Raw genomic sequence first — 24,092 nt, 5'->3', positions numbered from 1 at the left:
CCGACGTCGGTGTGTCAGCCGTGTGACTCGTCCACCAGGAGGAACTGCTCCAGCAGCCCGGGCCGGGCGGAGGCGGCGAGCCGGACGGCGAGGGCGCGCGGCACGTCGGCCACCACCACCGACTGCCGCCCACCGGCGGTCGTCGCGACCAGCGAGCACAGGCCGGCGCGCCGCTGCAGCCACGTGGCCCGCAGCGTCCACCCGATGACCGCCTCGCGGGCGAGCACGTCGCGGCGCCGCACCACGCTGCCGCGGCGCGCCACGAGGTGGCGCGCGGTGAGCGCGTGGCCCAGCGAGCGGGCGCGGTCGCGGCCCAGCAGGGCCCCGCCCACGAGCAGCGCGGGCACGAGCGGCAGCAGCCACGACGACGTGCCCGGGAGGTCGGCGAGCACCACCGCCACCACCAGGCCCGCGAGCACGAGCGCCGGCGCGCAGGCGCGCACCCACGCACGACGCGTCGCCTGCGGACCGTGCGGCACCAGCGGCCCCATGACCGGCTCGGCGTCGCCCACCACGGCCGCGGCCGTCGCGGCGACCACGGCGTACGGCGCGGGCGGGGTGAGCAGGGCGCTGGCCGCGCCGCCCTCGCCCCGCAGCCCGGTGACGATCGCGCTGAGCCCGGCGCCGCCGGCCAGGCGGAGCCCGACCGGCTCGGTCAGGGTGACGCCGTGCAGGCGCGCGTCGTCGAGGCTGGTCTCCCGGGTGGTGAGCAGGCCGCGCACCAGGTGCCAGCTGGCTCCCGACCGCCGCAGCGAGAAGCCCCAGTAGGACACCAGGTAGGCCACGACGGCGAGTCCGGCGACGACCACGAGGCCGAGGCCCACGGCGACGGCCGCGAGGGCCAGCAGCGGTGCGGTGGCGACGTCGCGGGCCACGCCGTCGACGTCGATGCGGTCGAGCCCGCCGAGGACCTGCAGGAGCTGCAGCCCACCGCCGACGACGGCGGCGGCGAGCACGAGCCCCGCGCTGGTGAGCGGGGCGTAGCGGGCCCAGGCGGCGTCGAGCACGAGCACGGGCGGCGCCGCGGGCGCCGGGGGCCGCGACCGGCCCTCGGCGTCGAGGTCCCCCTCGGCGCCCGGCGCGGAGGGGGCCGCGCGCAGCAGCTCGTCGCGCAGCCGGCGGGCCCGCTCCACGGGCAGCCCGTCGAGGTCGAGCTGCTCGTCGTCGTCGCTGGAGGCCGTGCCGGTGCCGACGCGCATCGTGGTCAGGCCCAGCACGCGGTGCACGGGGGAGGCGGTGAGGTCGACCGTGCGCACCCGGTCGACGGGGGTGGAGAGCACGTGGCGCTCGAGCAGGCCGCGACGCAGCTCGACGCGGTCGTGGGCGACGCGGAAGCTGGTCGTGAGGTAGCGCAGCACCCCCAGGGCCACGGGCACCGCCACCCCGAGCAGCTGCCACGACGAGCCCGCCGCACTGCCGGCGAACCACACGCCGACGAGCACCGGCAGGAAGCGCACGACCTCCTTCACCGGGTGCACCAGCAGCATCCGGGGGTCGAGGCGCTGCCACTCGGACTCCGCCACCACCGGCTCCACCACCGGCTCCACCACCGGCCCCACCACCGGCCCCACCACCGGCTCGGGCACCGGCTCCGGCTCCGCCTCGCTCACGTCGCGTCGCCGCCGGCGGCCTCGGCGCGCAGCGTCAGCTCGTCGACGAGGCGGCGGGCACGGTCGCGCTCGAGGCCGGAGACCCGCAGCGCCCCGGCCGCCGAGGCCGTCGTGACGGTGACGGTGGCCAGCCCGAAGGCCCGCTCGACCGGGCCGACGACGTGGTCGACGGTCTGGATCCGCGAGAGCGGCGCGACCCGTTGCTCCAGGCTCCACCACCCGACCTGGGTGTAGACCGCGGTGTCGGTGACCTCCCACCGGTGCACCGCCCAGCGCCACCGCGGCACGACCAGGGCGTACGCCGCGACCGCGGCTCCCAGCAGGGCCACGCCCCACCAGGTGACGTCGACCGCGTCGACCAGGGCCACGACGACCACCACGAGGGCGGCGGAGACGAGCCCCTCGAGGAGGGTCTCGACGGTCCACATCGTGCGGGCGCGGGGGCTGACCCGCTGCGAAGGAGCTCGCAGCTCGGGATGCGGGTCGGGCTGCGGGTCGGGCTGCAGGTCGGGCTCGTGGGGCACGGGTCCGACGCTACCGACCGACCCCCTCGGCGCCCGCCGGCTCAGTCCTTGAGCTCGCAGATCACGGCGCCGTTGGTGACGGTGGCGCCGACCTCGGCCTGCAGGCCGGTCACGGTGCCGGCCTTGTGGGCCTTCAGCGGCTGCTCCATCTTCATCGCCTCGATGACCACGACGGTGTCGCCCTCGGCGACCTCCTGGCCCTCGGCGACCACGACCTTGACCACGGTGCCCTGCATCGGGCTGGTGACGGCGTCGCCGCTGGCGGCCGCGCCGGCCTTCTTGCCGCCCGCCCGCTTCGGCTTGGCCTTGCCCCCGCCGCCGGCGGCCGCGGCGACGCCGCCGAGCCCGCCGGGCAGGACGACCTCGAGGCGCTTGCCGCCGACCTCGACGACGACCTTCTGGCGCTCGGCCTCCTCGGCCGCCTCGCCGGCCTCACCGGAGTAGGGCTCGATCCGGTTGTCGAACTCGGTCTCGATCCACTGGGTGTAGACCTCGAAGGAGCCCTCGCCGGTGGGGGTGGAGGCGCCGACGTAGGCCGGGTCGGAGACCACGGCACGGTGGAACGGGATGACGGTCGGCATGCCGTCGACCACGAACTCCTCCAGCGCGCGGCGCGAGCGCTCGAGGGCCTGGGTGCGGTCGCGGCCCGTGACGACGAGCTTGGCGATGAGGGAGTCGAAGGAGCCGGGGACGGTCTGGCCCGACTCGTAGCCGCCGTCGACGCGCACGCCAGGTCCGCTGGGCGGCGCCCAGGCGGTGAGGGTGCCGGGCGCGGGCATGAAGTTGCGCCCGCCGTCCTCGGCGTTGATGCGGAACTCGATGGAGTGCCCGCGGATCTCGGGGTCGTCGTAGCCGAGCTCCTCGCCGGCGGCGATGCGGAACATCTCGCGCACGAGGTCGATGCCGGTGACCTCCTCGGAGACGCAGTGCTCGACCTGGAGGCGGGTGTTGACCTCGAGGAAGGAGATGGTGCCGTCCTGGGCGACCAGGAACTCGCAGGTGCCTGCGCCGTAGTAGCCCGCCTCGCGCAGGATGCGCTTGGAGGACTCGTAGAGCTCGGCGAGCTGCTCCTGGCTCAGGAAGGGCGCGGGCGCCTCCTCCACGAGCTTCTGGTTGCGCCGCTGCAGGGAGCAGTCGCGCGTGGAGACCACCACGACGTTGCCGTGCTGGTCGGCCAGGCACTGGGTCTCGACGTGGCGCGGCTTGTCGAGGAACTTCTCGACCAGGCACTCGCCGCGCCCGAAGGCGGTGACCGCCTCGCGCACCGCCGACTCGTAGGCGTCGGGGATCTCCTCCAGGGTGCGGGCGACCTTGAGGCCGCGGCCGCCACCGCCGAAGACGGCCTTGATGGCCACGGGCAGGCCGTTGTCGCGGGCGAAGGCGACGACCTCGTCGGCGTCGGCCACGGGGTCCTTGGTGCCGGGGGCCAGGGGCGCCTCGGCCTTGTCGGCGATGTGCTTGGCCTTGGCCTTGTCGCCCAGGGCCTCGATGGCGGCCGGCGGGGGACCGATCCAGATCAGCCCGGCGTCGAGCACGGCCTGCGCGAAGTCGGCGTTCTCGGCGAGGAAGCCGTAGCCCGGGTGGACCGAGTCGGCGCCGGAGCGCTGGGCCACGGCGATGATCTTGGCGATGTCGAGGTAGGACTCGGCCGGGGTGGCGCCCTCGAGGGAGTAGGCCTCGTCGGCCATGCGCACGAAGATGGCGTCGCGGTCGGGCTCGGCGTAGACGGCGACGCTGCCGATGCCGGCGTCCTTGCAGGCCCGGATGACCCGGACCGCGATCTCGCCCCGGTTGGCGATGAGCACCTTCTGCAGCGGCGTGGTCTCCGGCACCTGTCACTCCTGGGTGTCTGTGGTGGGGGTGGTGGGTTCTGGCTGTCCTGGGTGGGGCTCCGCAGGGGTCCTGCGTCGTCCTCGGCACGGCTCCGGCCGCACCTCGTGCGCAGGCTATCGCCCGCTCCGCGCCGGCGTCGGCGAGGTCTGTCCTCCGGACTCCTTCGCCCGGTCCGGGGGGCGGCCGCCCACGTGGTTAACAGACGCTAACCGCGCGGCTAGCATGGACGACATGACCGCCGTCACGTCCTCCGTCCCCGCCGGCCTCCAGGGCTCGGCCTTCGAGCTCTCCCGCGAGCACGAGGAGTTCCGCCGCAGCGTGCGCGACTTCGCGCAGGCCCAGATCGCCCCCCACGCCGCGCAGTGGGACCGCGAGCACCACTTCCCGGTCGACGTGGTGCAGCAGATGGGCGAGCTGGGGCTCTTCGGCCTCACCGCGCCCGAGGAGTTCGGCGGGGCCGGCGAGGACGGCGACTTCACCAGCCTCTGCGTGGCGATCGAGGAGATCGGGCGCGTCGACCAGTCGATGGGCATCACCCTGCAGGCCGGTGTGGGCCTGGGCATCAACCCGATCCTCACCTACGGCACGCAGGAGCAGAAGGAGCGCTGGCTGCCCGCGCTGGTCGCCGGGGAGCAGCTCGCCGGTTTCGGCCTCACCGAGCCCGGTGCGGGCTCCGACGCCGGCGCCACCGCCACCCGCGCGGAGCTGGCGGGGGAGGAGTGGGTGGTCAACGGCGCCAAGCAGTTCATCACCAACTCCGGCAGCGCGATCACCTCGCTGGTCACCGCCACGGCCCGCACCGGCACGCGCGAGGACGGCCGGCCCGAGATCTCCGCGATCATGGTGCCCGCGGGCACGCCGGGCTTCACCGCCGAGAAGGCCTACGACAAGCTCGGCTGGCACGCCTCCGACACCCACCCGCTGTCCTTCGACGACGTGCGGGTGCCGGCCGACCACCTGCTGGGCGAGCGCGGCAGGGGCTACGCCCAGTTCCTCGCCACCCTCGACGACGGGCGCGTGGCGATCTCCGCGCTCTCGGTGGGCTGCATCCAGGCCTGCCTCGACATGGCGCTGGCCTACGCGGGGGAGCGCCAGACCTTCGGCGGCCCCATCGGGCGCAAGCAGGGCGTGGCCTTCCAGCTGGCCGACCTCGAGGTCATGCTGCACGCCAGCCGGATGCTCACCTACCGCGCCGCGGCGATGAAGGACGGTGGCGCGCCGTACCGCGACTTCAAGCAGGCGGCCGCGGTGGCCAAGCTCTACTCCACCGAGTCGGCGGTCACCGCGACCCGCATCGCGACACAGGTCTTCGGTGGCTACGGCTTCATGGAGGAGTACCCCGTGGCGCGGTTCTACCGCGACGCCAAGGTGCTCGAGATCGGCGAGGGCACCTCCGAGGTGCAGCGGATGCTCATCGCGCGGGGCCTGGGCCTGCCGGTGGAGTGAGCCCCGTGCGGCGGGCCCCCTACACCCGGCGCCACGGGCGGGCCACCCCAGGGGGGTGAGCCACGCCACGCGGGCGGGGGAGTAGAACTAGCGGGTTCCCGACTCGGAGGTATCCCCCGTGGTTCCGTCGTTCCTCGCCCGCGAGAAGACCGTGGCCCCGCCCGGCTTCAACCGCTGGCTCATCCCCCCGGCCGCCTTGGCCGTCCACCTCTGCATCGGCCAGGTCTACGCCACCAGCGTCTACAAGAGCGCCCTGGTCGAGCACTTCGACTCCAGCCTCACCGCCGTGGGCGTCTCGTTCTCGATCGCGATCGTGATGCTCGGCGTCTCCGCCGCCCTCTTCGGCACGTGGGTGGACCGCAACGGTCCGCGCGCCGCCATGTTCGTCTCCGCCTGCTTCTGGGTCACCGGCTTCCTCGTCGGCGCCCTGGGCATCGCGATCGGCAGCATCTGGGTCTTCTACCTCGGCTACGGCGTGATCGGCGGCATCGGTCTCGGCATCGGCTACATCTCGCCGGTCTCGACGCTCATCAAGTGGTTCCCCGACCGTCCCGGGCTGGCCACCGGCATGGCGATCATGGGCTTCGGCGGCGGCGCGCTCATCGCCAGCCCGCTGAGCGGCGAGCTGCTCGCCGCCTACGACCCCTCCTTCAGCGCCACCGAGAACCCGTTCGCCGACGGCCAGGCCCTGGTGCTGCTCTTCCTCACGCTCGCCGCGCTCTACCTGGTCTTCATGATGTTCGGCGCCTTCACCATGCGTGTGCCGGCCGACGACTGGCGCCCCGACGGCTTCGACCCCTCGACGGTCAAGCAGAAGAGCCTCGTCACCACCGACTCGGTCTCCGCGGCCAACGCGATCAAGACCCCGCAGTTCTGGCTGCTGTGGACCATCCTGTTCTGCAACGTGACCGCCGGCATCGGCATCCTCGAGCAGGCCGCGCCGATGATCCAGGACTTCTTCCGCGACGGGGCGACGAGCACGGTCTCGGTCGTGGCCGCCGGCGGCTTCGTCGGCCTGCTGTCGATCTTCAACATGGCCGGTCGCTTCGTGTGGTCCTCGACCTCCGACGTCATCGGGCGCAAGGGCATCTACTTCGTCTACCTCGGCCTCGGCCTGGTGCTCTACGTGCTGCTCGCCACCGTCGGCAGCAGCGCCACCGCGCTCTTCGTGCTGCTGGCCGCGGTCATCATCAGCTTCTACGGCGGCGGCTTCGCCACGATCCCGGCCTACCTGCGCGACCTCTTCGGCACCTACCAGGTCGGCGCCATCCACGGCCGGCTGCTGACCGCCTGGTCGGCCGCCGGTGTCGCCGGGCCGCTCATCGTCAACTCGGTGCTCGACAGCCGGGGCACCCCCGGTGAGCTCGTGGCCGGCGACTACCGCCCGGCGCTGTTCATCATGGTCGGCCTGCTCGCGGTGGGCCTGCTGGCCAACGCGATGGTCCGCCCCGTCGCCAGCAAGTACCACGAGCCGCGCGCGGCCCGTGCCACCGAGAGGAGCAACGCATGAGCGCCCGGATCGTCGTCGCCTGGGCCCTGGTCGGCGTCCCGCTGGCCTACGGCATCGTCGAGACCGTCCGCAAGGCCTCGGCGCTCTTCACCGGCTGAGGCCGGCCGGACCCTCCGGACCTTCCGGACCTTCCGGACCCCTCCGGAACCGTACGGCCGTCGGGCCGGGGAGCACGTCGCTCCCCGGCCCGACGTCGTCGTGGCCTAGCCTGGACCCATGGGCGAGGGTCGCGAGCGGGTCCTCGCCGAGGTCGGCAGGTTCCTGGCCGTCGGCGGCCTGGCCACCGTCGTGGCGCTCGTGCTGTTCAATCTCCTGGTCCACGGCTTCAACACCGGCGAGCACGCGCTGCTGCCCGACCAGCCGGTGCTGGCCTACGTCGTCGCCAACACCGTGGGCATGGTCATCAGCTACCGCGGCACGCGGAGCTGGGCCTTCCGCGACCGCCCGCCGCGCCAGGCCGACGGGGGCCGCTCGGCCTTCGTCGTCATCAACGTGGCGACCATGGCCCTGCCGGTGCTGTGCCTGGTGGTCAGCCGCGACGTGCTCGGCCTCGACGACCCGGTCTCCGACAACGTCGCGGCCAACGTCATCGGCCTGGCCCTCGGAGTCGGTGCGCGGTTCTACCTCTTCCGCACCTTCGTCTTCCGGCGCCCGATCGGGCTCGGCGACATCTACCCCGCCGAGGAGACCCTCACGGCCGCGCCCACAGGTCGGTCCACGACCGACCCAGCGCCGCCGTCAGCTCGCGGAGGAGCGGCAGGCTGACGCCCACCACGTTGTGGTGGTCGCCCTCGATGCCGGTGACGAAGGCGCCGCCCAGGCCGTCGACGGTGAAGGCGCCCGCGACGTGCAGCGGCTCGCCGGTCGCGACGTAGGCCGCGATCTCGGCGTCGCTGACCTGCGCGAAGTGCACGGTCGTCGACGCGGTCGCCCCGGTCGAGCGCCCGCTGGCGAGGTCGCGCAGGTGGTGACCGGTGCGCAGCACCCCGGTGCGCCCGCGCATGGCCTCCCAGCGCGCGACGGCCTCGGCGGGGGAGTGGGGCTTGCCGAGCGCCCGGCCGTCGAGCTCGAGCACCGAGTCGCAGCCGAGCACGAGGGCGTCGGCGGGCACCTCGGAGCCCGTCGACCCGGCCCGCTCGGCCACGGCGTCGCACTTGAGGCGGGCGAGTCCGAGGGCGAGCTCGGCAGCGGGCAGGCCGTCGAGCACCGACTCGTCGACGCCGCTGACCACGACCACGGGATCGAGGCCGGCGCTGCGCAGCGTGGCGAGTCGGGCGGGGGAGGCACTGGCCAGCACGAAGGTCACCGCACGAGCCTAGAGGCCGGCTGGCGACCGCGCGGCCGGCTTCGCCCCCGGCGGGCGGGGCCCGACCATGCCCTAGGCTCCCGGCCATGCCGGAGCGACCCCCCGCCGCCGCCCCCGTCGCGGTGGTCATCGAGGACGACCCCGACGTCCGCGACCTCATCGACATCGTGCTCACCCAGGCGGGCCTGACCACGGTGCTCGCCGGCAACGGCTTCGAGGGCATCGACGCGGTGCGCGCGCACGCGCCGCTCCTGACGACCCTCGACGTCAACATGCCGGGCCTCGACGGCTTCGCGGTGGCGCGCCGGCTGCGCGAGCTGAGCGGCACCCACGTCGTGATGATCTCGGCCATGGCCGAGGACGGCGACGCCGCGGCGGGTCTGCAGGCCGGCGCCGACGACTACCTGGTCAAGCCCTTCCGCCCGCGCGACCTGCGGGCCAAGGCCGACGCGCTGGTCGCCGACGCGGCGGGCCTCGCCGCGCGCACACCGCCCGGGGTCCTGCTGCCGGCGACGCTGGAGCTCAACGGCCTGGTGCTCGACACCGCCACCGGAGCGGTCGAGCTCGACGGGCGGCCGGTCGAGCTCGGCGCGCACGAGCGCACCCTGCTCACGACCCTGCTCTCGACCGGCCGTCGGGTGCGGGGCAAGGCCGACCTGGTGCTCTCGGTGCGCGGCGACCGGCCGGGCCCCACGGTGGTCGACGACGACGACCGGCAGGGCCTCGACGCGTGCGTCGAGGCCCTGCTCCACCGGCTCGGGGACACCGGCGACCGGCCCCGTTTCGTGGAGGCCGTCGGCGAGGTCGGCTACCGCTGCGCCGAGCAGCGCTGAGCCGGGCCGCGCGTGGGCTCAGCGCGGCAGCGCGCTGGCCCGCCAGCCGCCCGGCCCGTGCGGCGGGTTGCGCCGCACCAGGCGGGCCGGGGCGCTCCACTCGGGGCGTCGCGGCGCCTGCGCCGGCTCCGAGCCGGCGCCGAGGGCGGAGACGACGGCCACCAGGGCCGCGATCTCCTCCGGCGTCGCGTCGGGCGTGACGACCCGCAGCACGGGGGCCGCCGGCTCCTGCTCGGCGCTCACAGCGGGATGTTCCCGTGCTTCTTCGCAGGCAGGGTCTCGCGCTTGGAGCGCAGCAGGCGCAGGGCCCGGACGACCTCGACGCGGGTCTCGTGGGGCGTGATGACCGCGTCGATGTAGCCACGCTCGGCGGCGATGTAGGGATTGGCCAGGGTGGTGTCGTACTCGTCGATGAGCTCGGCACGACGCGCCTCGACGTCGCCGCCCTCCTTCTCGACGGCCTTGAGCTCCTTGCGGTGCACGATGTTGGCCGCGCCCTGGGCGCCCATCACCGCGATCTGGGCGGTGGGCCACGCGACGTTGATGTCGGCGCCGAGGTGCTTGGAGCCCATGACGTCGTAGGCGCCGCCGTAGGCCTTGCGGGTGATGACGGTGATGAGCGGCACCGTCGCCTCGGCGTAGGCGTAGATCAGCTTGGCGCCGCGGCGGATGATGCCGTTCCACTCCTGGTCGGTGCCGGGCAGGAAGCCGGGCACGTCGACGAAGGTCAGCACCGGGATGTTGAAGGCGTCGCAGAAGCGGACGAAGCGCGCGGCCTTCTCCGAGGCGTCGATGTCGAGGGTGCCGGCGAACTGCATCGGCTGGTTGGCCACGACGCCCACCGAGTGTCCCTCGACGCGGCCGAAGCCGACGATGAGGTTGGGGGCGAAGAGCTCCTGGACCTCGAGGAACTCCTCGTCGTCGACGACCGCCTCGATGACGGTGTGCATGTCGTAGGGCTGGTTCGGGGAGTCGGGGATGATCGTGTCGAGGGCCAGGTCGAGCTCGGAGGGCTCGAGGTCGGCGGGGTCGTCGAAGGTCGGCGACTCGTCGAGGTTGTTCTGCGGCAGGAACGACAACAGCGCCTTGACGTACTCGATCGCGTCGGCCTCGTCGGAGCCCATGTAGTGGGCGTTGCCCGACTTGGTGTTGTGGGTGCGCGCGCCGCCGAGGTCCTCCATCGAGACGTCCTCGCCGGTGACGGTCTTGATGACGTCGGGCCCGGTGATGAACATGTTGGAGGTGCCGTCGACCATGATCGTGAAGTCGGTGACCGCGGGGGAGTAGACGTGGCCGCCGGCGCAGGAGCCCATGATCATGGAGATCTGCGGGATGACGCCCGAGGCGTGCACGTTGCGGCGGAAGATCTCGCCGTAGAGGCCGAGGGAGACCACGCCCTCCTGGATCCGGGCGCCGGCACCCTCGTTGATGCCGATGATCGGGCAGCCGGTCTTGATGGCGAGGTCCATCACCTTGGTGATCTTCTCGCCGTAGACCTCGCCCAGCGAGCCGCCGAAGACGGTGAAGTCCTGGGAGAACACGCAGACCTGGCGACCGTCGATGGTGCCGTAGCCGGTCACCACGCCGTCGCCGTAGGGGCGGGTCTTCTCCAGGCCGAAGGCGGTGGAGCGGTGCCGGGCCAGCTCGTCGAGCTCGACGAAGGAGCCCTCGTCGAAGAGCTGCTCGATGCGCTCGCGCGCGGTCTGGCGGCCCTTGGCGTGCTGCTTCTCGACGGCCTTGGCCGAGCCGGCGTGCACCGCCTCGTCGAGACGGCGGTCGAGGTCGGCCAGCTTGCCCGCGGTGGTGTGGAGGTCGATGCCTGTCTCCTGAGAGGGGACGTCGGTGCCCTCGCCTGGCTGTGCGCTCACGTGTATCCGGCCTCCTGATCTGGCCCGTCGAGTGGTCGTGCGTCAATGTAGTGCCCGTGACCCCGGACACCGCCGAGCGCCCACCCCACGAGCCGGAGCGGCTCCCGCTCGACGCCCCGCTCGACCCGGCCGCGCTCGTGGTGCCCGGCCTGAGGGTGGAGGTGGTCGCCTCCACGCCGTCCACCAACGCGCTGGTCGCCGAGCGGGCCCGCGCCGGCGAGGCCGAGGGGCTGGTGGTGGTGGCCGAGCACCAGACCGCGGGCCGGGGACGCCTCGACCGCGGCTTCGAGATGCCGGCGCGCACCTCCCTGCCCTTCTCGGTCCTGCTGCGCCCGCGGGTGCCGGCGCAGCAGTGGCCGTGGCTGCCGCTGCTGACCGGGCAGGCGGTCGCCGCGACCTTGCGCGCCCACGGCTTCGAGGCCGGGGTGAAGTGGCCCAACGACGTGCTGTGCGCCCCCGCGGGCGGCGAGCGCAAGCTGGTCGGGATCCTGGTCGAGCGGGTCGAGGGTCCCGCCGGTGCGGCCGCCGTGGTCGGGATCGGGCTCAACGTCGGGACCCCTGCCGACCGGCTGCCGGTCGCCACGGCCACCTCGCTGGCGCTCGAGGCCGACCGGCTCGGCCTCCCGGTGCCGACCCGCGCGGCCCTCCTCGTCGACCTGCTCGCCACGCTGCGGGAGTCCTACGACACCTGGCAGGGCGGCGGCGCCGGCGCGGCCGAGCGGCTGCGCGCGTCGTACGCCACCTCCTGCGTGAGCGTCGGCCGGCGCGTGCGCGTCGAGCTGCCCGCGGGGCGGACCCTGCTGGGGCAGGCGACCGGGGTCGACGAGCAGGGTCGCCTGGTGGTCGCGGGACCCGACGGCGAGGTGGCCGTGGGGGCCGGCGACGTGGTGCACGCGCGCGCCCTGTGAGGTGGCCCGACCGGTGCGCGCGGGTCGCCCGCAGGTGACATGATCGTGTGGTGGCCATCTCGCAGAAGCTGCTCAACGACGGGGAGTCCGTCGTCCTCAGCACCCGCACCCACCCCAAGGCGCTGCTGCTGCCGCTGCTGACCCTCGTCGTGCTGCTCGCCGTCGGCGTCGCGGCGCAGGTGCTGCTCGAGGGCGAGGTGGGCCGCGTGGCGTCGCTGGTCGTGTGGGCGCTGGTCGCCGTGGCCGCGCTGTGGTGGGTGCTGCGCCCCTTCCTGGTCTGGCTCACCGCCTCCTACACCTTCACCGACCGTCGTCTCATCACCCGCACCGGCGTCGTGACCCGCCGTGGCCACGACATCCCGCTGTCGCGGATCAGCGACGTGGCCATCGAGCTGCACCTGGTCGACCGGCTCCTGGGCTGCGGCACGCTGATCATCAGCGACGCCAGCACCCACGGTCAGGTCGCGCTGCCCGACATCCCCCACGTCGAGGAGACCCACCGCCGCCTCAACCTGCTCCTGCACGACCTGCACGAGCCGCGCTCGCGGGCCGACGGTGCGTGAGCCGGGGCCGAGCAGGCGACCGGGCGACCTGGAGCGGGCGATCATGGGCGACGTGCCGGTGCTGACCTCACCCGAGCTGGCCGAGCACGCCGGTGTCTCGCTCGAGCAGGCCCGCCGGCTGTGGCGCGCGCTGGGCTTCCCCGAGCACCCCGCCGACGAGGCGGCCTTCATGGGCGCCGACTCCGAGGCGGTGGGCGTCCTGCTGGAGGTGGTGCGCTCCGGGCTCATCGACTTCGACCTCGCGGTCAACCTCACGCGTGCGGTGGGGCAGACGATGGCGCGCCTGGCCGACTGGGAGGTCTCGGCCCTGGTGCAGCACGTCGAGGAGATGGACGCCGACGAGGCCGGCCCCGGGGCCCGCGTCGACCTGGCCCTGCAGGTCGTCGAGGACTTCTCCAAGCCCTTCGAGTCGATGCTGATCTATGCGTGGCGCCGCCACCTGGCCGCCGCCGCGGCCCGCATCGAGGCCCTCGGCGCCACCGACGAGGACCTCCACACGACCACGCTCACCGTCGGCTTCGCCGACATCGTGGGCTTCACCGCCCTGAGCAACACCCTCACCGAGGAGCGCATCGGCGACCTCGTGGAGCTCTTCGAGGTGCGCTGCGCCGACGTCGTGGCCACCCAGCGCGGCCGGGTGATCAAGAGCATCGGCGACTCGGTGCTCTTCGTGAACGACGACCCCATCCGGGCCTACGACACCGCCGAGGGGATCATCAACGTGATCGGTCGCGACCCGCGGATGCCCGACATCCGCCTCGGCCTGGCCAGCGGGTCGGTGGTGATGCGCCTGGGCGACGTCTTCGGCCCGCCGGTCAACATGGCCGCGCGGCTGACCGCGGTGGCCCGGCGCAACCGGATCATCATCGACGCCGCGACGGCTGCGGTGCTGCCGGAGGACCAGTTCGAGACCCGCCGTCTGCCGGCCCGACCGGTGCGCGGCTTCGGTCTCGTCGAGCCGGTGGCCGTTCGTCGCCACTGAGCATTTCTTCAGTCCCCCCAGTGTGACAGTTTCCTGCCACTGTCATTTTGCGGCATTTCCTTACTTTCGCCCGGGTCGCTTCGTACGGTTGTCCCGTGTACAGCGTTCAGGACGTCTCCCTCGACCCCGAGACCCGCCGCGCGTGGAAGGGGGACGACGAGATCACCTTCTCCCGCAAGGAGTTCGATCTCGTCCTCGCCCTCATCTCCCGCCCCGGCGAGATCGTCACGCGTGAGCAGCTGATGCGCGAGGTGTGGCACACCAGCTTCTGGACCTCCTCCAAGACCATCGACGTCCACCTGGGCTGGGTGCGCCGCAAGATCGGCGACAACCCGCGGCGCCCGCACCTGATCACCACCGTCCGCGGCAAGGGCCTGCGCTTCGAGCCGCAGCCGCCTCCCGGCCACCCGGCCGCGGGCGGCGAGGGTGCGCAGCCGGTGGCCCCGATCGTCATCGACGCCGACGTCGCGACCGACTGCGCCGACGGCCCGGCCGCCCCCGGTGTCGGGGCTCCCGAGATGGCCTACCGCGCTCCCGAGGCCGACCGCGTGTCCGCCGCGGAGCGCCCCGTGGTCGCCTGACGGGGGCGTCTCCTAGGGTTGGGGCCGTGCCCCAGTCCGCTCCCGTCCTCGCCGTCATCGGCGGTGGCCAGCTGGCCCGGATGATGGCCCAGCCCGCCATCGCCCTGGGTCTGCCGCTGCGCCTGCTCGCCGAGGCCGAGGGTGTCTCCGCCGCGCAGGTCGTGCCCGACCACGTCGTCGGCGACTACCGCGACCTCGCCACGCTGCGCCGCGTCACCGACGGCTGCCCGGTGGTCACCTTCGACCACGAGCACGTGCCGACCGAGCACCTCCACGCGCTCGAGGCCGACGGCGTCGCCGTGCGACCCGGCCCCGACGCCCTCGTCCACGCCCAGGACAAGGCCGTGATGCGCACGCGCCTGGCCGAGCTGGGCGTGCCGTGCCCGCGCAACGCCGTCGTGGCCTCCCCCGACGAGGTCGAGGCCTTCGGCCTGCCCTGCGTGCTCAAGACCACCCGCGGTGGCTACGACGGCAAGGGGGTGTGGTTCGTGCGGTCGCTCGAGGACTGCGCCGAGCCGCTGCGCGCCGCCGCCGAGGGCGGCGTCGGCCTGCTGGCCGAGGAGCTCGTCGACTTCCGCCGCGAGCTCTCGGCCCTCGTGGTGCGCTCGCCCAGCGGCCAGGCCGCGGCCTACCCCGTCGTCGCCTCCACCCAGCGCGACGGCATCTGCCACGAGGTGGTCGCCCCCGCCCCCGACCTCGACCCGGAGCTGGGCGGCCAGGCGCAGGAGATCGCGCTGCGCATCGCCGGAGAGCTCGGTGTCACCGGGGTGCTGGCCGTGGAGCTCTTCGAGACCAACGACGGGCGGATCCTCGTCAACGAGCTGGCCATGCGCCCGCACAACACCGGTCACTGGACCCAGGACGGCGCGGTGACCTCCCAGTTCGAGAACCACCTGCGTGCCGTCATGGACCTGCCGCTGGGCTCGCCGGCCCCCCGCGCGCGCTGGACGGTGATGGTCAACATCCTCGGCAGCGACGACACCGAGGTGGGACGGCTGTGGGACGGCTTCCCCCACGCCCTGGCCCGCGACCCCCACCTGCGCGTGCACCTCTACGGCAAGGACCTGCGCCCCGGGCGCAAGGTCGGGCACGTCAACGCCTACGGCGTCGACCTCGAGGACTGCCTGGAGCGGGCGCGGCACGCCGCCGCCTGGTTCCGCGGCGACCTCGGCAACGAGAGCGAGTAGACCCGTGACCGACACCCCCACCGGCACCCCCACCGGTCCTGCCACCGGGCGGCCCGCCCCGCGCGTCGGCATCGTGATGGGCTCCGACTCCGACTGGCCGGTGATGCAGGCCGCCGCGGAGGCGCTGGCCGAGTTCGAGGTGCCGCACGAGGCCGACGTGGTCTCCGCGCACCGGATGCCCGAGGAGATGCTCGACTACGGCCGCCGCGCCCACGAGCGCGGCCTGTCGGTGATCATCGCCGGCGCCGGCGGCGCCGCCCACCTGCCCGGCATGCTCGCCGCGGTCACGCCGCTGCCGGTCATCGGGGTGCCGGTGCCGCTGAAGTACCTCGACGGCATGGACTCCCTGCTCTCCATCGTGCAGATGCCCGCCGGCGTGCCGGTGGCCACCGTCGCGGTGGGCGGTGCGCGCAACGCCGGCCTGCTCGCCGTGCGGATCCTGGCCGCGACCGACCCGGTCCTGCAGGAGCGGATGCGCGACTTCCAGGCCGAGCTGCGCACCGCGGCCCACGCCAAGGGCGAGGTCGTGCGCCGCGAGGCCGCCCCCCGTCGCCTCGGCTTCTGACCCGACCGTGCCGAGGTCGGGGGACGGCGCGGGGCGCCTGCTCGGCGTCGACGTGGCCCGCTGCCTGGCCCTGGTCGGCATGGTGGCGACCCACGTCGTCGACCCGCGCGACCCCGACGGGTCGCTCAGCGCGGCGCAGTGGCTGGCCGGCGGACGGGCCTCGGCGCTCTTCGCGGTGCTCCTGGGGGTCAGCCTCGCGCTGACGACCGGGCGCCGCGAGCCGGTGCAGGGGCGCGAGCGCGCGGCGCGGTCGGCGGGCGTCGTGGTCCGCGCAGTGCTGATCGGGCTGCTCGGGCTCGCGCTCGGCGAGCCCGACTCGGGGCTCGCGGTGATCCTCACCTACTACGCCGTGCTCCTGCTGCTGGCCCTGCCCTTCCTGGGGCTCCGCCCGCCCGCGCTCCTGGGCCTGGCCGCCGCGTGGGTGGTGGCGGCGCCGCTCTTCTCCTACGTGCTGCGCGCCGAGCTCGCCCCGCGCGGCGTCGCCAGCCCGACCTTCGCCCAGCTGGTGGCGGACCCCACCGGGCTGCTGGCCGAGCTGCTGTGGACCGGCTACTACCCGGCGGTGCCCTGGCTGTCCTACGTGCTGGTGGGGCTGGCCCTGGGCCGTCTCGACCTCGCCCGGCGCGCGGTCGCGACGGCGATCGTGCTCGGCGGGCTGGTCCTCGCGGTCGGGGCCAGCGCCCTGGCCGGGGCCCTGGTGGCACGCACCGACCTCACCGCCGCGCAGCTCGACGAGGCCGCCGGGGGCATGTTCGGCACGACGCCGCCCGGCGAGCCGGGCTGGCTGGTGGCCGCGGCGCCGCACAGCTCGACCACGCTCGACCTGCTGCAGACCACCGGCAGCGCGGGCCTGGTCCTGGGGCTGTGCCTGCTGCTCGACGCCACCCTGGTGCGCCACGGCCTCGACGTCGCCCGTCGCGCGGTCGGCATCGTCTTCGGCGCCGGGACGATGGTGCTCACGCTCTACTCGCTGCACGTGCTGCTGCGCACCGACCGGCTGTGGCCGCCCGAGGAGTCCTCGGCCTACCCCGCCCACCTCCTCGTGCTGCTCGGCATCGGCGCGCTCTACGCCGCCGCCGGGCGCCGTGGCCCCCTCGAGCAGCTGGTCTCCCTGGCCTCCCAGGGCGCGGCCCGACTCGTGCGCGGTCGCCCGGGCCGCCCCTCGGGCCGCCCCTCGGACCGCCCCTCGGCCGGCCCCTCAGACGGCTGAGCCGCGCCGGCGCCACTCGATGGCCGGGCAGGTGTCCATCACCATGGCCACGCCGGCGGACCGGGTGCGGCGCAGGGCCGCCTCGTCGACCACGCCGAGCTGCAGCCACACCCCGCGCGCCCCGACGGCGACCGCTTGGTCGGCCACCTCGCCGGCGAACTGCGAGCGACGAAAGACGTCGACCACGTCGAGGGCGAAGGGCACGTCGGCGAGGGTGGGCCAGGCGGGCTCGCCCAGCACGACGAGACGCCCGTCGGCGGCGGCCGGGTGGACCGGCACGATCCGCTTGCCGCGCTGCTGGAGCAGGTGGGCGATGGCGTACGCCGTACGGCTCGGGTCACCGGAGAGTCCGACGACGGCCCAGGTGTCGCACGCGTCGAGCATGAGGTCGACCGAGGCGGCGTGCTGCCAGTCGCCGGTCAGGGGGGCGCCGGGGAGGGGGGCGTCGGAGGTCACACCGCAAGCCTAGGTCGCGGGGTGCACGTGCGTCCTACCTCCGAGTAACCTCGGATGCTATGACGTCCAACTATCCCCTCTACGCCCTGTCCGAGGAGCACCAGGCGATCCGCGAGGCGGTGCGCGACCTGTGCGACGCCAAGGTCGCCCCCCACGCCGCCGAGGTGGACGAGCAGGCCCGCTACCCCCACGAGGCCGCGGCCGCGCTGCTCGCCGCCGACTTCCACGCCCCCCACGTGCCCGAGGAGTACGGCGGTGCCGGTGCCGACGCCCTCGCGACCGTGCTGGTCATCGAGGAGGTGGCGCGCGCCGACGTGTCGGCCTCGCTGATCCCGGCCGTCAACAAGCTGGGCTCGCTGCCGGTGCAGATCGCCGGCTCGGAGGAGCTGAAGAAGAAGTACCTCGGGGCGCTGGCCCGCGGCGAGGGCGGCTTCTCCTACTGCCTCTCCGAGCCCGAGGCCGGCTCCGACGCGGTGTCGATGAAGACCAAGGCCGTGCGCGACGGCGAGGACTGGGTGCTGAACGGCACCAAGCGGTGGATCAGCAACGCGGGGGAGTCGGAGTACTACACGGTGCTCGCGGTCACCGACCCCGAGAAGCGCTCCAAGGGCATCTCGGCCTTCGTCGTCGAGAAGTCCGACGAGGGCGTCTCCTTCGGCGCCCCCGAGAAGAAGCTGGGCATCAAGGGCAGCCCGACCCGCGAGGTCTACCTCGACCACGTGCGCATCCCCGCCGACCGGATGATCGGCGCCGAGGGCACCGGCTTCGAGACCGCCATGAAGACCCTCGACCACACCCGGGTCACGATCGCTGCCCAGGCCGTAGGCGTCGCCCAGGGCGCGCTGGATTACGCGCTGCAGTACGCCAAGGAGCGCGAGCAGTTCGGCAAGGCGATCGCGGAGTTCCAGGGCCTGCAGTTCATGCTCGCCGACATGGGCATGAAGATCGAGGCCGCCCGCCAGATGACCTACGCCGCCGCCGGCCGCTCCGAGCGCGGCGACGCCGACCTCACGTTCTTCGGCGCCGCGGCCAAGTGCTTCGCCTCCGACGTGGCCATGCAGGTCTGCGTCGACGCGGTGCAGGTGCTGGGCGGCTACGGCTTCACCAAGGACTACCCCGTCGAGCGCATGATGCGCGATGCGAAGATCACCCAGATCTACGAGGGCACCAACCAGGTGCAGCGCATCGTCATGGCCCGGCAGCTCCTCGCGGGGGTGCAGAGCCAGCTCTGAGCAGGAGGTCGTCATGACCCGCAGCACCACCCCGTCGTCGACGGTGATGTCCCGCGCCGACCTGGCCTTCCAGCTGCACGAGTGGCTGCGGGTCGAGGACCTCCTCACGCGCGAGCGGTACGCCGAGCACTCGCGCGACACCCTCGACGCGGTGCTCGACCTGGCCGAGACGGTGGCCACGCGCCACTTCGCGACGCACAACAAGCGCAACGACCAGGAGGAGCCCCGCTTCGACGGGGAGCGGGTGCACCTGCACCCCGAGGTGGAGGAGGCGCTGGCGGTCTACTCCGCCAGCGGCTTCACCGGCGCCACCTTCGACGAGGAGCTCGGCGGCCTGCAGCTGCCCCAGGTGGTCGCCTCGGCGGTGGCGGCGTGGTTCCAGGCCGCCAACTGCGGCACGGCGGGCTACCCGTTCCTCACCCAGGCCAACGCCCACCTGCTGGTCGCCCACGGCAGCCCCGAGCAGGTCGAGCGCTTCGTGCGCCCCATGCTCGAGGGCCGGTTCTTCGGCACGATGTGCCTCTCCGAGCCGCAGGCGGGCTCCTCGCTGGCCGACGTGACCACGACCGCCACCGAGCAGCCCGACGGCACCTTCCGGCTGCGCGGCAACAAGATGTGGATCTCCGGCGGCGACCACGAGATGGGCGAGAACATCGTGCACCTCGTGCTGGCCCGCACCGCGGGCGCGCCGGCCGGGGTCAAGGGCATCTCGCTCTTCCTGGTGCCCAAGCACCTGGTGGCCGACGACGGCTCGCTGGGCGAGCGCAACGACGTCGTGCTGGCCGGGCTCAACCACAAGATGGGCTGGCGCGGCACCACCAACACCCTACTCAACTTCGGCGAGGGCGCCCACCGTCCCGGGGGCGAGCCGGGCGCGGTGGGCTACCTCGTCGGGGAGCAGCACCGCGGCCTGGCGCTGATGTTCCACATGATGAACGAGGCCCGCGTCGGCGTCGGGCTCGGCGCGGCCGCCCTGGGCTGCACCGGCTACCTCAAGGCCCTCGCCTACGCCCGCGAGCGCACCCAGGGCCGCCCCGTCGGCGCCAAGGACCCCGCCTCGCCGCCGGTGCGCCTGGTCGAGCACGCCGACGTGCGCCGGATGCTGCTCACGATGAAGGCCTGGGTCGAGGGCGGTCTCGGCCTGGTGCTCTACACCGCCCGACTGGTCGACGAGGAGCAGACCGCCGAGGGTGCCGCGGCGCGCGAGGAGGCCCACCGGTTGCTCGAGGTGCTCACACCGATCGCGAAGTCGTGGCCCTCCCAGTGGTGCCTGGCCGCCAACGACCTGGCCATCCAGGTGCACGGCGGCTACGGCTACACCCGCGAGTACGACGTCGAGCAGCACTACCGCGACAACCGGCTCAACCCCATCCACGAGGGCACCCACGGCATCCAGGGCCTCGACCTGCTCGGGCGCAAGGTCGTCGCCGAGGGCGGTGCGGGCCTGCGCCTGCTCGCCCGCCGGATCAGGGAGACGACCGACGCGGCCGCGGCCCGCGGGGGCGACCTGGCCCAGGACGCCGCGGCCGTGCAGGCCGCGGCCGACCGGCTGGTCGCGGTCACGGCGACGCTCTGGTCGGCGGGCGACCCCCGGGTCAGCACGGCCAACTCCTCGGCGTACCTGGAGGTGGCGGGGCACGTGGTGGTCGCGTGGCTGTGGCTGCAGCAGGCGATGGCCGCCGACGGCGACAGCGACCTGCACGCCGGCAAGCGGCACGCGGCGCGCTGGTTCGTGCGCTGCGACCTGCCCCGGGTGCACCCGCAGCTCGACCTGCTCGAGCGACTCGACCGCACGGTCCTCGACGTCGAGGACGCCTGGCTCTAGGTCGGCACCGGCCGGTGACCGACCGGTGACCGGCCGGTCGCTAGCGTCGGCGCCATGACCCAGCAGACGCTCTCGATCCAGACCCCCGACGGCACCGCGGAGGCCTACCTCACCGGTGAGGACGGCCGCCCCGGCGTGCTGATGTACGTCGACGCCATCGGCCTGCGCCGACAGACCCGCGACATGGCCGACCGCATCGCCTCGTGGGGCTACGTCGTGCTGGTGCCGCACGTGTTCTACCGCGACGGCTCGGCCGCCGACCTCGAGCCCGAGGGCGACCTGCGCGAGGACGGCGCCCGGGAGGCCTTCTTCGCCTCCGGGGTCATGGACCGCATCGCCGCCCTCACCCCCGACCGGTCGGGCCCCGACGCCGACGCCTGGGTGGCCACGCTGCTCGAGCACGCCGGGGACGGCCCGATCGGTGTGATCGGCTACTGCATGGGCGCGCGGCTCGCGCTGAGCACCGCCGGGCAGTTCCCCGGCACCGTCGGCGCGGTCGGCGGCTTCCACGGCGGAGGACTGGTCACCGACGAGCCCGACAGCCCGCACCTGGCCGTGGCCGCCTCCACCGCGGAGTTCGTGCTCGGCCACGCCGACCAGGACGCCTCGATGCCGCTGGAGGCCGTCGAGACCCTCGAGCGGACCCTGCAGGAGGCGGGTCGCCCGCACCTCAACGAGGTCTACGCCGGCGCCGCGCACGGCTACTCGATGGCCGACACCTCGATGTACGACGAGCAGGCCGCGGAGCGCCACACGAGCGAGCTCCGGGCCCTCCTCGAGCGCACGATCGCCCCGGCCTGAGGCGTGCGCGGGAGCGGCACCCCTTCGGGTGATGGGACCCCCGGAGGGCCGCAGTACGTTCGATCCATGGCCACTCCCAACCTCAAGTACACCGTGCCCGGCATGAGCGACGAGGACGCTGCACGCGTCGTCGAGCTGGTCCAGGGCCGCCTCTACGCCTGCAACGACCTGCACCTGACGCTCAAGCACGTCCACTGGAACGTCGTGGGTCCCCACTTCATCGCCGTCCACGAGATGATCGACCCCCAGGTCGAGACCGTGCGCGGCTTCGCCGACGACCTGGCCGAGCGCATCGCGACCCTCGGCGGCTCGCCCAAGGGCACCCCCGGCTCGCTGGTGGAGAACCGCACCTGGGACGAGTACAGCATCGGTCGCGCCACCACCCAGGAGCACCTCGGTGCCCTCGACCTGGTCTACCAGGGCGTCATCTCCTCCTACCGCGACGGCATGAAGGAGCTCGACGACCTCGACCTGGTCACCCAGGACATGTTCATCGCCCAGATCAACGAGCTGGAGCTCTTCCACTGGTTCGTGCGCGCCCACCTGGAGGACAAGTCGGGCGGTCTGTCGACCGCCGGCGCCACCTCCGAGACGCAGGCCGCGGCGGCCGCCGGCTGAGCCACGCCCCCTCGACGCCGACGACCCCCCGCCCTCCTGGGCGGGGGGTCGTCTGCGTCCGGTCCGGGTCCGGTCGAGGGACGGGGCCGGATCAGCGCGGGAAGACCCGCGGCACCTCGGAGGCGCGGGAGGTGAAGACCGGCGTGCGCTTCTCCTTGAACGCCGCCACCCCCTCCTTGCCGTCGCCGATCGAGGTGTGGAACATCGCGAGGGTGTCCGACAGGTGCGCGTCGAGCGGCTCCGGGGCGGCGCTGTTGCGGTAGACCAGCTGCTTGGCCAGGGCGAGCGCCACGGGGGAGCGGTCCTTGACGAAGGAGCGGGCCAGCTCCTGGGCGGCCGGCAGCAGGTCGTCGGGCTCGTGCACCGAGCGCAGCAGCCGGCCCTCGAGGGCCTGCTCGGCGGTGAGCACGTCGGCGGAGTAGACCCACTCCAGCGCCTGCTGCACCCCGACGATGCGGGGCAGGAACCAGCTCGAGCATGCCTCGGGGACGATGCCGAGCCGGCCGAAGACGAAGCCGACCCTGGCCCGGGTCGAGGCCAGGCGCAGGTCCATGGCCAGCGTCATCGTGGCGCCGATGCCGACCGCCGCGCCGTTGATGGCCGCGATCACGGGCTTGGGCAGGGCGTGGATGGCCAGCGTCACCTTGCCGCCGGTGTCGCGCAGGCCGTCCTGGTAGGGCTCCTGGTCGTAGCGCTCGCGCAGCTCCTCGGGGGTGACGTCGAGGGACTCGTCGAGCCCGAAGACGTTGCCCTCGGCCGAGAGGTCCATGCCCGCGCAGAAGGCGCGACCGGCGCCGGTGACGACCACGGCGCGCACGGCGTCGTCGTGGGCGTCGACGGTGAAGACCTGGAGCAGCTCGCGGGCCATCACCAGGTCGAAGGCGTTGAGCTGCTCGGGGCGGTGCAGCGTCAGGGTCGCGACCCCGTCGTCGTCCACGCTCCAGGTGAGGGTCTCGTAGCTCACGAGGTGGCTCCTTCCGGCAGGCCCGAGGGCGTGCACAGGCTGTCGTCGATGCTGTCGGTGTCGTCGTCGATGATCGCCTGGAACATCTGCCGCGAGCGCTCGGGGTCCCAGGTGACCGCGAGGTCGCTGATCGGCACCGAGCAGGTCAGACCGTTGTCCCCGTTGACGCGGGTCATCGCCGAGGCCCACATCGCGGCCCGGGCGGGGTTCATGCCGTCGCCGAAGGTGACCGTCTCGGTGGCGGCGAGGTTGAGCCGCCAGTAGCGCACGGGGTTGAGCACCGACCAGGGCGAGACCACCTCGCGCCCGATGGACGCGACCACCTCGCGCTGCTGACGGGCGCGCTCGATGTCGCCGAGCCCGCTGGTGTGCCGCGAGCGGGCGTAGCCCAGGGCGGTCACGCCGTCGGCCTCCTGACAGCCCTTCTCGATGTCGAGGTTGGCCAGCGGGTCGTCCATGGCCTGCCGGGGGCAGATCTCGATGCCGCCCACGGCGTCGACGAGGTCGACGAAGCCGCCGATGCCGATCTCGACGTACTCGTCGACGCGGATGCCGGTGTTCTCCTCGATGGTCCGCGTGAGCAGCCTCGGGCCCCCGAAGGCGTAGGCGGCGTTGATCTTCGTGGTGCCCGACCCGGGCACGTCGACGAGGGAGTCGCGGGGGATCGACATCAGCAGGTTGGGCCCGGAGCCGGTGTGCAGCAGCAGGATCGTGTCGGTGCGCTGCCCGCTCGCGTCGCCCGTGCCGTACTCCTTGCGCTCCGCGGCGCTCAGCCCCTGGCGCGAGTCGCTGCCGACGAGCAGGTACGTCGTGCCCGGCTGCTCCGCCGGGCGCTCCCCGCGGGGCTCGAAGGCCACCTTGTCGACCTTGGTCCAGGCGAAGACCGGCACGGCGACCAGGTAGACCACCCACAGCAGCACCAGGGCCAGCACGTAGCGCGCGCGGAAGCGCGGACGTCGGCGCCCCGAGGAGGCCGCGGCCGGCGGCGGCGCGACCGGGGCCCGGGGCGGCGGGGTGGCCGCGCGGGGCTGGTCACGGGGCTGGTCGCGGGGCTGGTCACGGGGTCGGGCCCGCATGACCCGGGTCGCCTCGTCGTCGGGGGCGCCCGACCCGGCGGCGGGGGAGGCGGGCCGGGGCTGGCGTCGCACCGGCCGGGTCGCGTCGGGGTCGCTCGCCCCCTGTCCGCCGTAGAGCCAGTCGAAGCGCTTCTCGTCGTCGCCGCCGCGGCCGGGCCCGTCTGCCATGGGGAGGACGCTACGCGATGGGCCGA

Annotated in this window: 25 protein-coding genes; 16 read left to right on the top strand and 9 right to left on the bottom strand. The window is 73.7% G+C overall.

The window, feature by feature from the left end; all coding sequences use genetic code 11:
• Positions 1–14: 14 nt before the first annotated feature.
• From IR170_RS03875 to IR170_RS03865, 3 genes are read right to left on the bottom strand one after another with little or no spacing between them, the layout of a single operon-like run.
• Positions 15–1,610: a PH domain-containing protein gene (locus IR170_RS03875; protein WP_193661251.1), complete on the bottom strand. Its 1,596-nt coding sequence runs from the start codon at positions 1,608–1,610 to the stop codon at positions 15–17.
• The gene (locus IR170_RS03870) at positions 1,607–2,134 is read right to left on the bottom strand and encodes a PH domain-containing protein (protein WP_251533788.1); all 528 of its coding nucleotides are present in this window, start codon (positions 2,132–2,134) and stop codon (positions 1,607–1,609) included. Before IR170_RS03870 ends, IR170_RS03875 begins: the two co-directional genes overlap by 4 nt.
• A gap of 41 nt (positions 2,135–2,175) precedes the next feature.
• The gene (locus IR170_RS03865; protein WP_193661250.1) at positions 2,176–3,966 is read right to left on the bottom strand and encodes an acetyl/propionyl/methylcrotonyl-CoA carboxylase subunit alpha; all 1,791 of its coding nucleotides are present in this window, start codon (positions 3,964–3,966) and stop codon (positions 2,176–2,178) included.
• A gap of 232 nt (positions 3,967–4,198) precedes the next feature.
• Here IR170_RS03865 and IR170_RS03860 point away from each other — a divergent pair, with 232 nt between their 5' ends.
• The 4 genes from IR170_RS03860 (at position 4,199) to IR170_RS03850 (ending at position 7,688) form a co-directional block, all read left to right on the top strand.
• On the top strand, positions 4,199–5,413 hold the full coding sequence (locus IR170_RS03860) for an acyl-CoA dehydrogenase family protein (RefSeq protein WP_193661249.1): 1,215 nt from the start codon (positions 4,199–4,201) through the stop codon (positions 5,411–5,413).
• 118 nt (positions 5,414–5,531) lie between these two features.
• Entirely contained in the window at positions 5,532–6,923 is a 1,392-nt protein-coding gene (locus IR170_RS03855) for an OFA family MFS transporter (protein WP_193661248.1), read from the top strand.
• On the top strand, positions 6,920–7,021 hold the full coding sequence (locus IR170_RS20555; protein ID WP_414855733.1) for an MFS transporter small subunit: 102 nt from the start codon (positions 6,920–6,922) through the stop codon (positions 7,019–7,021). Before IR170_RS03855 ends, IR170_RS20555 begins: the two co-directional genes overlap by 4 nt.
• A 118-nt stretch (positions 7,022–7,139) precedes the next feature.
• Complete coding sequence (locus IR170_RS03850) at positions 7,140–7,688, top strand: GtrA family protein (protein ID WP_056863906.1); 549 nt, start codon at positions 7,140–7,142, stop codon at positions 7,686–7,688.
• On the opposite strand, the gene IR170_RS03845 is transcribed toward IR170_RS03850, so the two are convergent.
• Positions 7,615–8,229, bottom strand: coding sequence for a Maf family protein (locus IR170_RS03845; RefSeq protein WP_251533786.1), 615 nt, complete (start codon positions 8,227–8,229; stop codon positions 7,615–7,617). The genes IR170_RS03850 and IR170_RS03845 overlap by 74 nt on opposite strands.
• 86 nt (positions 8,230–8,315) lie before the next feature.
• Here IR170_RS03845 and IR170_RS03840 point away from each other — a divergent pair, with 86 nt between their 5' ends.
• Positions 8,316–9,062 carry a response regulator transcription factor gene (locus tag IR170_RS03840; protein ID WP_056863909.1) on the top strand — a complete coding sequence of 249 codons (747 nt, stop codon included), beginning with the start codon at positions 8,316–8,318 and terminating at the stop codon, positions 9,060–9,062.
• Positions 9,063–9,080: 18 nt separating this feature from the next.
• Here IR170_RS03840 and IR170_RS03835 read toward each other — a convergent pair whose 3' ends face one another.
• Together IR170_RS03835 and IR170_RS03830 are read right to left on the bottom strand one after the other, a co-directional pair.
• Positions 9,081–9,305 (bottom strand): acyl-CoA carboxylase subunit epsilon, encoded by a 225-nt coding sequence (locus IR170_RS03835; RefSeq protein WP_251533785.1) that lies wholly within the window; start codon positions 9,303–9,305, stop codon positions 9,081–9,083.
• Positions 9,302–10,879: an acyl-CoA carboxylase subunit beta gene (locus IR170_RS03830; protein WP_251534343.1), complete on the bottom strand. Its 1,578-nt coding sequence runs from the start codon at positions 10,877–10,879 to the stop codon at positions 9,302–9,304. The genes IR170_RS03835 and IR170_RS03830 overlap by 4 nt, the downstream gene beginning before the upstream one ends.
• Before the next feature lie 107 nt (positions 10,880–10,986).
• Here IR170_RS03830 and IR170_RS03825 point away from each other — a divergent pair, with 107 nt between their 5' ends.
• The 7 genes from IR170_RS03825 (at position 10,987) to IR170_RS03795 (ending at position 16,926) form a co-directional block, all read left to right on the top strand.
• Positions 10,987–11,838: a biotin--[acetyl-CoA-carboxylase] ligase gene (locus IR170_RS03825; protein WP_193661246.1), complete on the top strand. Its 852-nt coding sequence runs from the start codon at positions 10,987–10,989 to the stop codon at positions 11,836–11,838.
• 50 nt (positions 11,839–11,888) lie between these two features.
• The gene (locus tag IR170_RS03820; RefSeq protein WP_056864584.1) at positions 11,889–12,401 is read left to right on the top strand and encodes a PH domain-containing protein; all 513 of its coding nucleotides are present in this window, start codon (positions 11,889–11,891) and stop codon (positions 12,399–12,401) included.
• 43 nt (positions 12,402–12,444) lie between these two features.
• Positions 12,445–13,383: an adenylate/guanylate cyclase domain-containing protein gene (locus tag IR170_RS03815; protein WP_056863912.1), complete on the top strand. Its 939-nt coding sequence runs from the start codon at positions 12,445–12,447 to the stop codon at positions 13,381–13,383.
• Between the two features lie 95 nt (positions 13,384–13,478).
• Complete coding sequence (locus tag IR170_RS03810) at positions 13,479–13,964, top strand: winged helix-turn-helix domain-containing protein (RefSeq protein ID WP_193661245.1); 486 nt, start codon at positions 13,479–13,481, stop codon at positions 13,962–13,964.
• A 26-nt stretch (positions 13,965–13,990) separates the two neighbouring features.
• Positions 13,991–15,151 carry a 5-(carboxyamino)imidazole ribonucleotide synthase gene (locus IR170_RS03805; RefSeq protein WP_193661244.1) on the top strand — a complete coding sequence of 387 codons (1,161 nt, stop codon included), beginning with the start codon at positions 13,991–13,993 and terminating at the stop codon, positions 15,149–15,151.
• A gap of 4 nt (positions 15,152–15,155) precedes the next feature.
• Complete coding sequence (purE, locus tag IR170_RS03800) at positions 15,156–15,716, top strand: 5-(carboxyamino)imidazole ribonucleotide mutase (protein WP_268778347.1); 561 nt, start codon at positions 15,156–15,158, stop codon at positions 15,714–15,716.
• A 7-nt stretch (positions 15,717–15,723) separates the two neighbouring features.
• Entirely contained in the window at positions 15,724–16,926 is a 1,203-nt protein-coding gene (locus IR170_RS03795; protein WP_193661243.1) for a heparan-alpha-glucosaminide N-acetyltransferase domain-containing protein, read from the top strand.
• Here IR170_RS03795 and IR170_RS03790 read toward each other — a convergent pair.
• Entirely contained in the window at positions 16,915–17,382 is a 468-nt protein-coding gene (locus IR170_RS03790) for a CoA-binding protein (RefSeq protein WP_319804894.1), read from the bottom strand. The two genes, IR170_RS03795 and IR170_RS03790, sit on opposite strands and share 12 nt — an antisense overlap.
• A gap of 59 nt (positions 17,383–17,441) precedes the next feature.
• On the opposite strand from IR170_RS03790, the gene IR170_RS03785 reads away from it, so the two are divergent.
• The 4 genes from IR170_RS03785 to IR170_RS03770 all read left to right on the top strand — a co-directional run bounded on the left by IR170_RS03785 (position 17,442) and on the right by IR170_RS03770 (position 21,858).
• Positions 17,442–18,614 carry an acyl-CoA dehydrogenase family protein gene (locus IR170_RS03785; protein ID WP_193661242.1) on the top strand — a complete coding sequence of 391 codons (1,173 nt, stop codon included), beginning with the start codon at positions 17,442–17,444 and terminating at the stop codon, positions 18,612–18,614.
• Between the two features lie 13 nt (positions 18,615–18,627).
• Complete coding sequence (locus tag IR170_RS03780) at positions 18,628–20,439, top strand: acyl-CoA dehydrogenase (RefSeq protein ID WP_193661241.1); 1,812 nt, start codon at positions 18,628–18,630, stop codon at positions 20,437–20,439.
• Between the two features lie 54 nt (positions 20,440–20,493).
• A complete protein-coding gene (locus tag IR170_RS03775) occupies positions 20,494–21,240 on the top strand; it encodes a dienelactone hydrolase family protein (RefSeq protein ID WP_193661240.1) in 747 nt (248 codons plus the stop codon).
• 66 nt (positions 21,241–21,306) lie between these two features.
• The gene (locus IR170_RS03770) at positions 21,307–21,858 is read left to right on the top strand and encodes a Dps family protein (RefSeq protein ID WP_056863941.1); all 552 of its coding nucleotides are present in this window, start codon (positions 21,307–21,309) and stop codon (positions 21,856–21,858) included.
• Between the two features lie 91 nt (positions 21,859–21,949).
• On the opposite strand, the gene IR170_RS03765 is transcribed toward IR170_RS03770, so the two are convergent.
• Positions 21,950–22,822, bottom strand: a complete 873-nt coding sequence (locus tag IR170_RS03765) for a crotonase/enoyl-CoA hydratase family protein (protein ID WP_056863942.1) — start codon at positions 22,820–22,822, stop codon at positions 21,950–21,952.
• On the bottom strand, positions 22,819–24,066 hold the full coding sequence (locus IR170_RS03760; protein WP_227488404.1) for an LCP family protein: 1,248 nt from the start codon (positions 24,064–24,066) through the stop codon (positions 22,819–22,821). Before IR170_RS03760 ends, IR170_RS03765 begins: the two co-directional genes overlap by 4 nt.
• Positions 24,067–24,092: the final 26 nt, after the last annotated feature.

This window comes from Nocardioides kribbensis, assembly GCF_015070375.1.
In the GTDB taxonomy this organism is placed as follows: domain Bacteria; phylum Actinomycetota; class Actinomycetes; order Propionibacteriales; family Nocardioidaceae; genus Nocardioides; species Nocardioides kribbensis.
Note: the sequence above shows the minus strand (reverse complement) of the source record. Positions and strands in the feature narration are given on the sequence as shown.

Bases quoted from the DNA above. Each gene is read 5' to 3' on its own strand.
- IR170_RS03815 (WP_056863912.1), top strand. From the start codon at position 12,445: ATGGGCGACGTGCCGGTGCTGACCTCACCCGAGCTGGCCGAGCACGCC.
- IR170_RS03780 (WP_193661241.1), top strand. From the start codon at position 18,628: ATGACCCGCAGCACCACCCCGTCGTCGACGGTGATGTCCCGCGCCGAC.
- IR170_RS03775 (WP_193661240.1), top strand. From the start codon at position 20,494: ATGACCCAGCAGACGCTCTCGATCCAGACCCCCGACGGCACCGCGGAG.
- IR170_RS20555 (WP_414855733.1), top strand. From the start codon at position 6,920: ATGAGCGCCCGGATCGTCGTCGCCTGGGCCCTGGTCGGCGTCCCGCTG.
- IR170_RS03760 (WP_227488404.1), bottom strand. From the start codon at position 24,066: ATGGCAGACGGGCCCGGCCGCGGCGGCGACGACGAGAAGCGCTTCGAC.
- IR170_RS03840 (WP_056863909.1), top strand. From the start codon at position 8,316: ATGCCGGAGCGACCCCCCGCCGCCGCCCCCGTCGCGGTGGTCATCGAG.
- IR170_RS03785 (WP_193661242.1), top strand. From the start codon at position 17,442: ATGACGTCCAACTATCCCCTCTACGCCCTGTCCGAGGAGCACCAGGCG.
- IR170_RS03850 (WP_056863906.1), top strand. From the start codon at position 7,140: ATGGGCGAGGGTCGCGAGCGGGTCCTCGCCGAGGTCGGCAGGTTCCTG.
- IR170_RS03770 (WP_056863941.1), top strand. From the start codon at position 21,307: ATGGCCACTCCCAACCTCAAGTACACCGTGCCCGGCATGAGCGACGAG.
- IR170_RS03860 (WP_193661249.1), top strand. From the start codon at position 4,199: ATGACCGCCGTCACGTCCTCCGTCCCCGCCGGCCTCCAGGGCTCGGCC.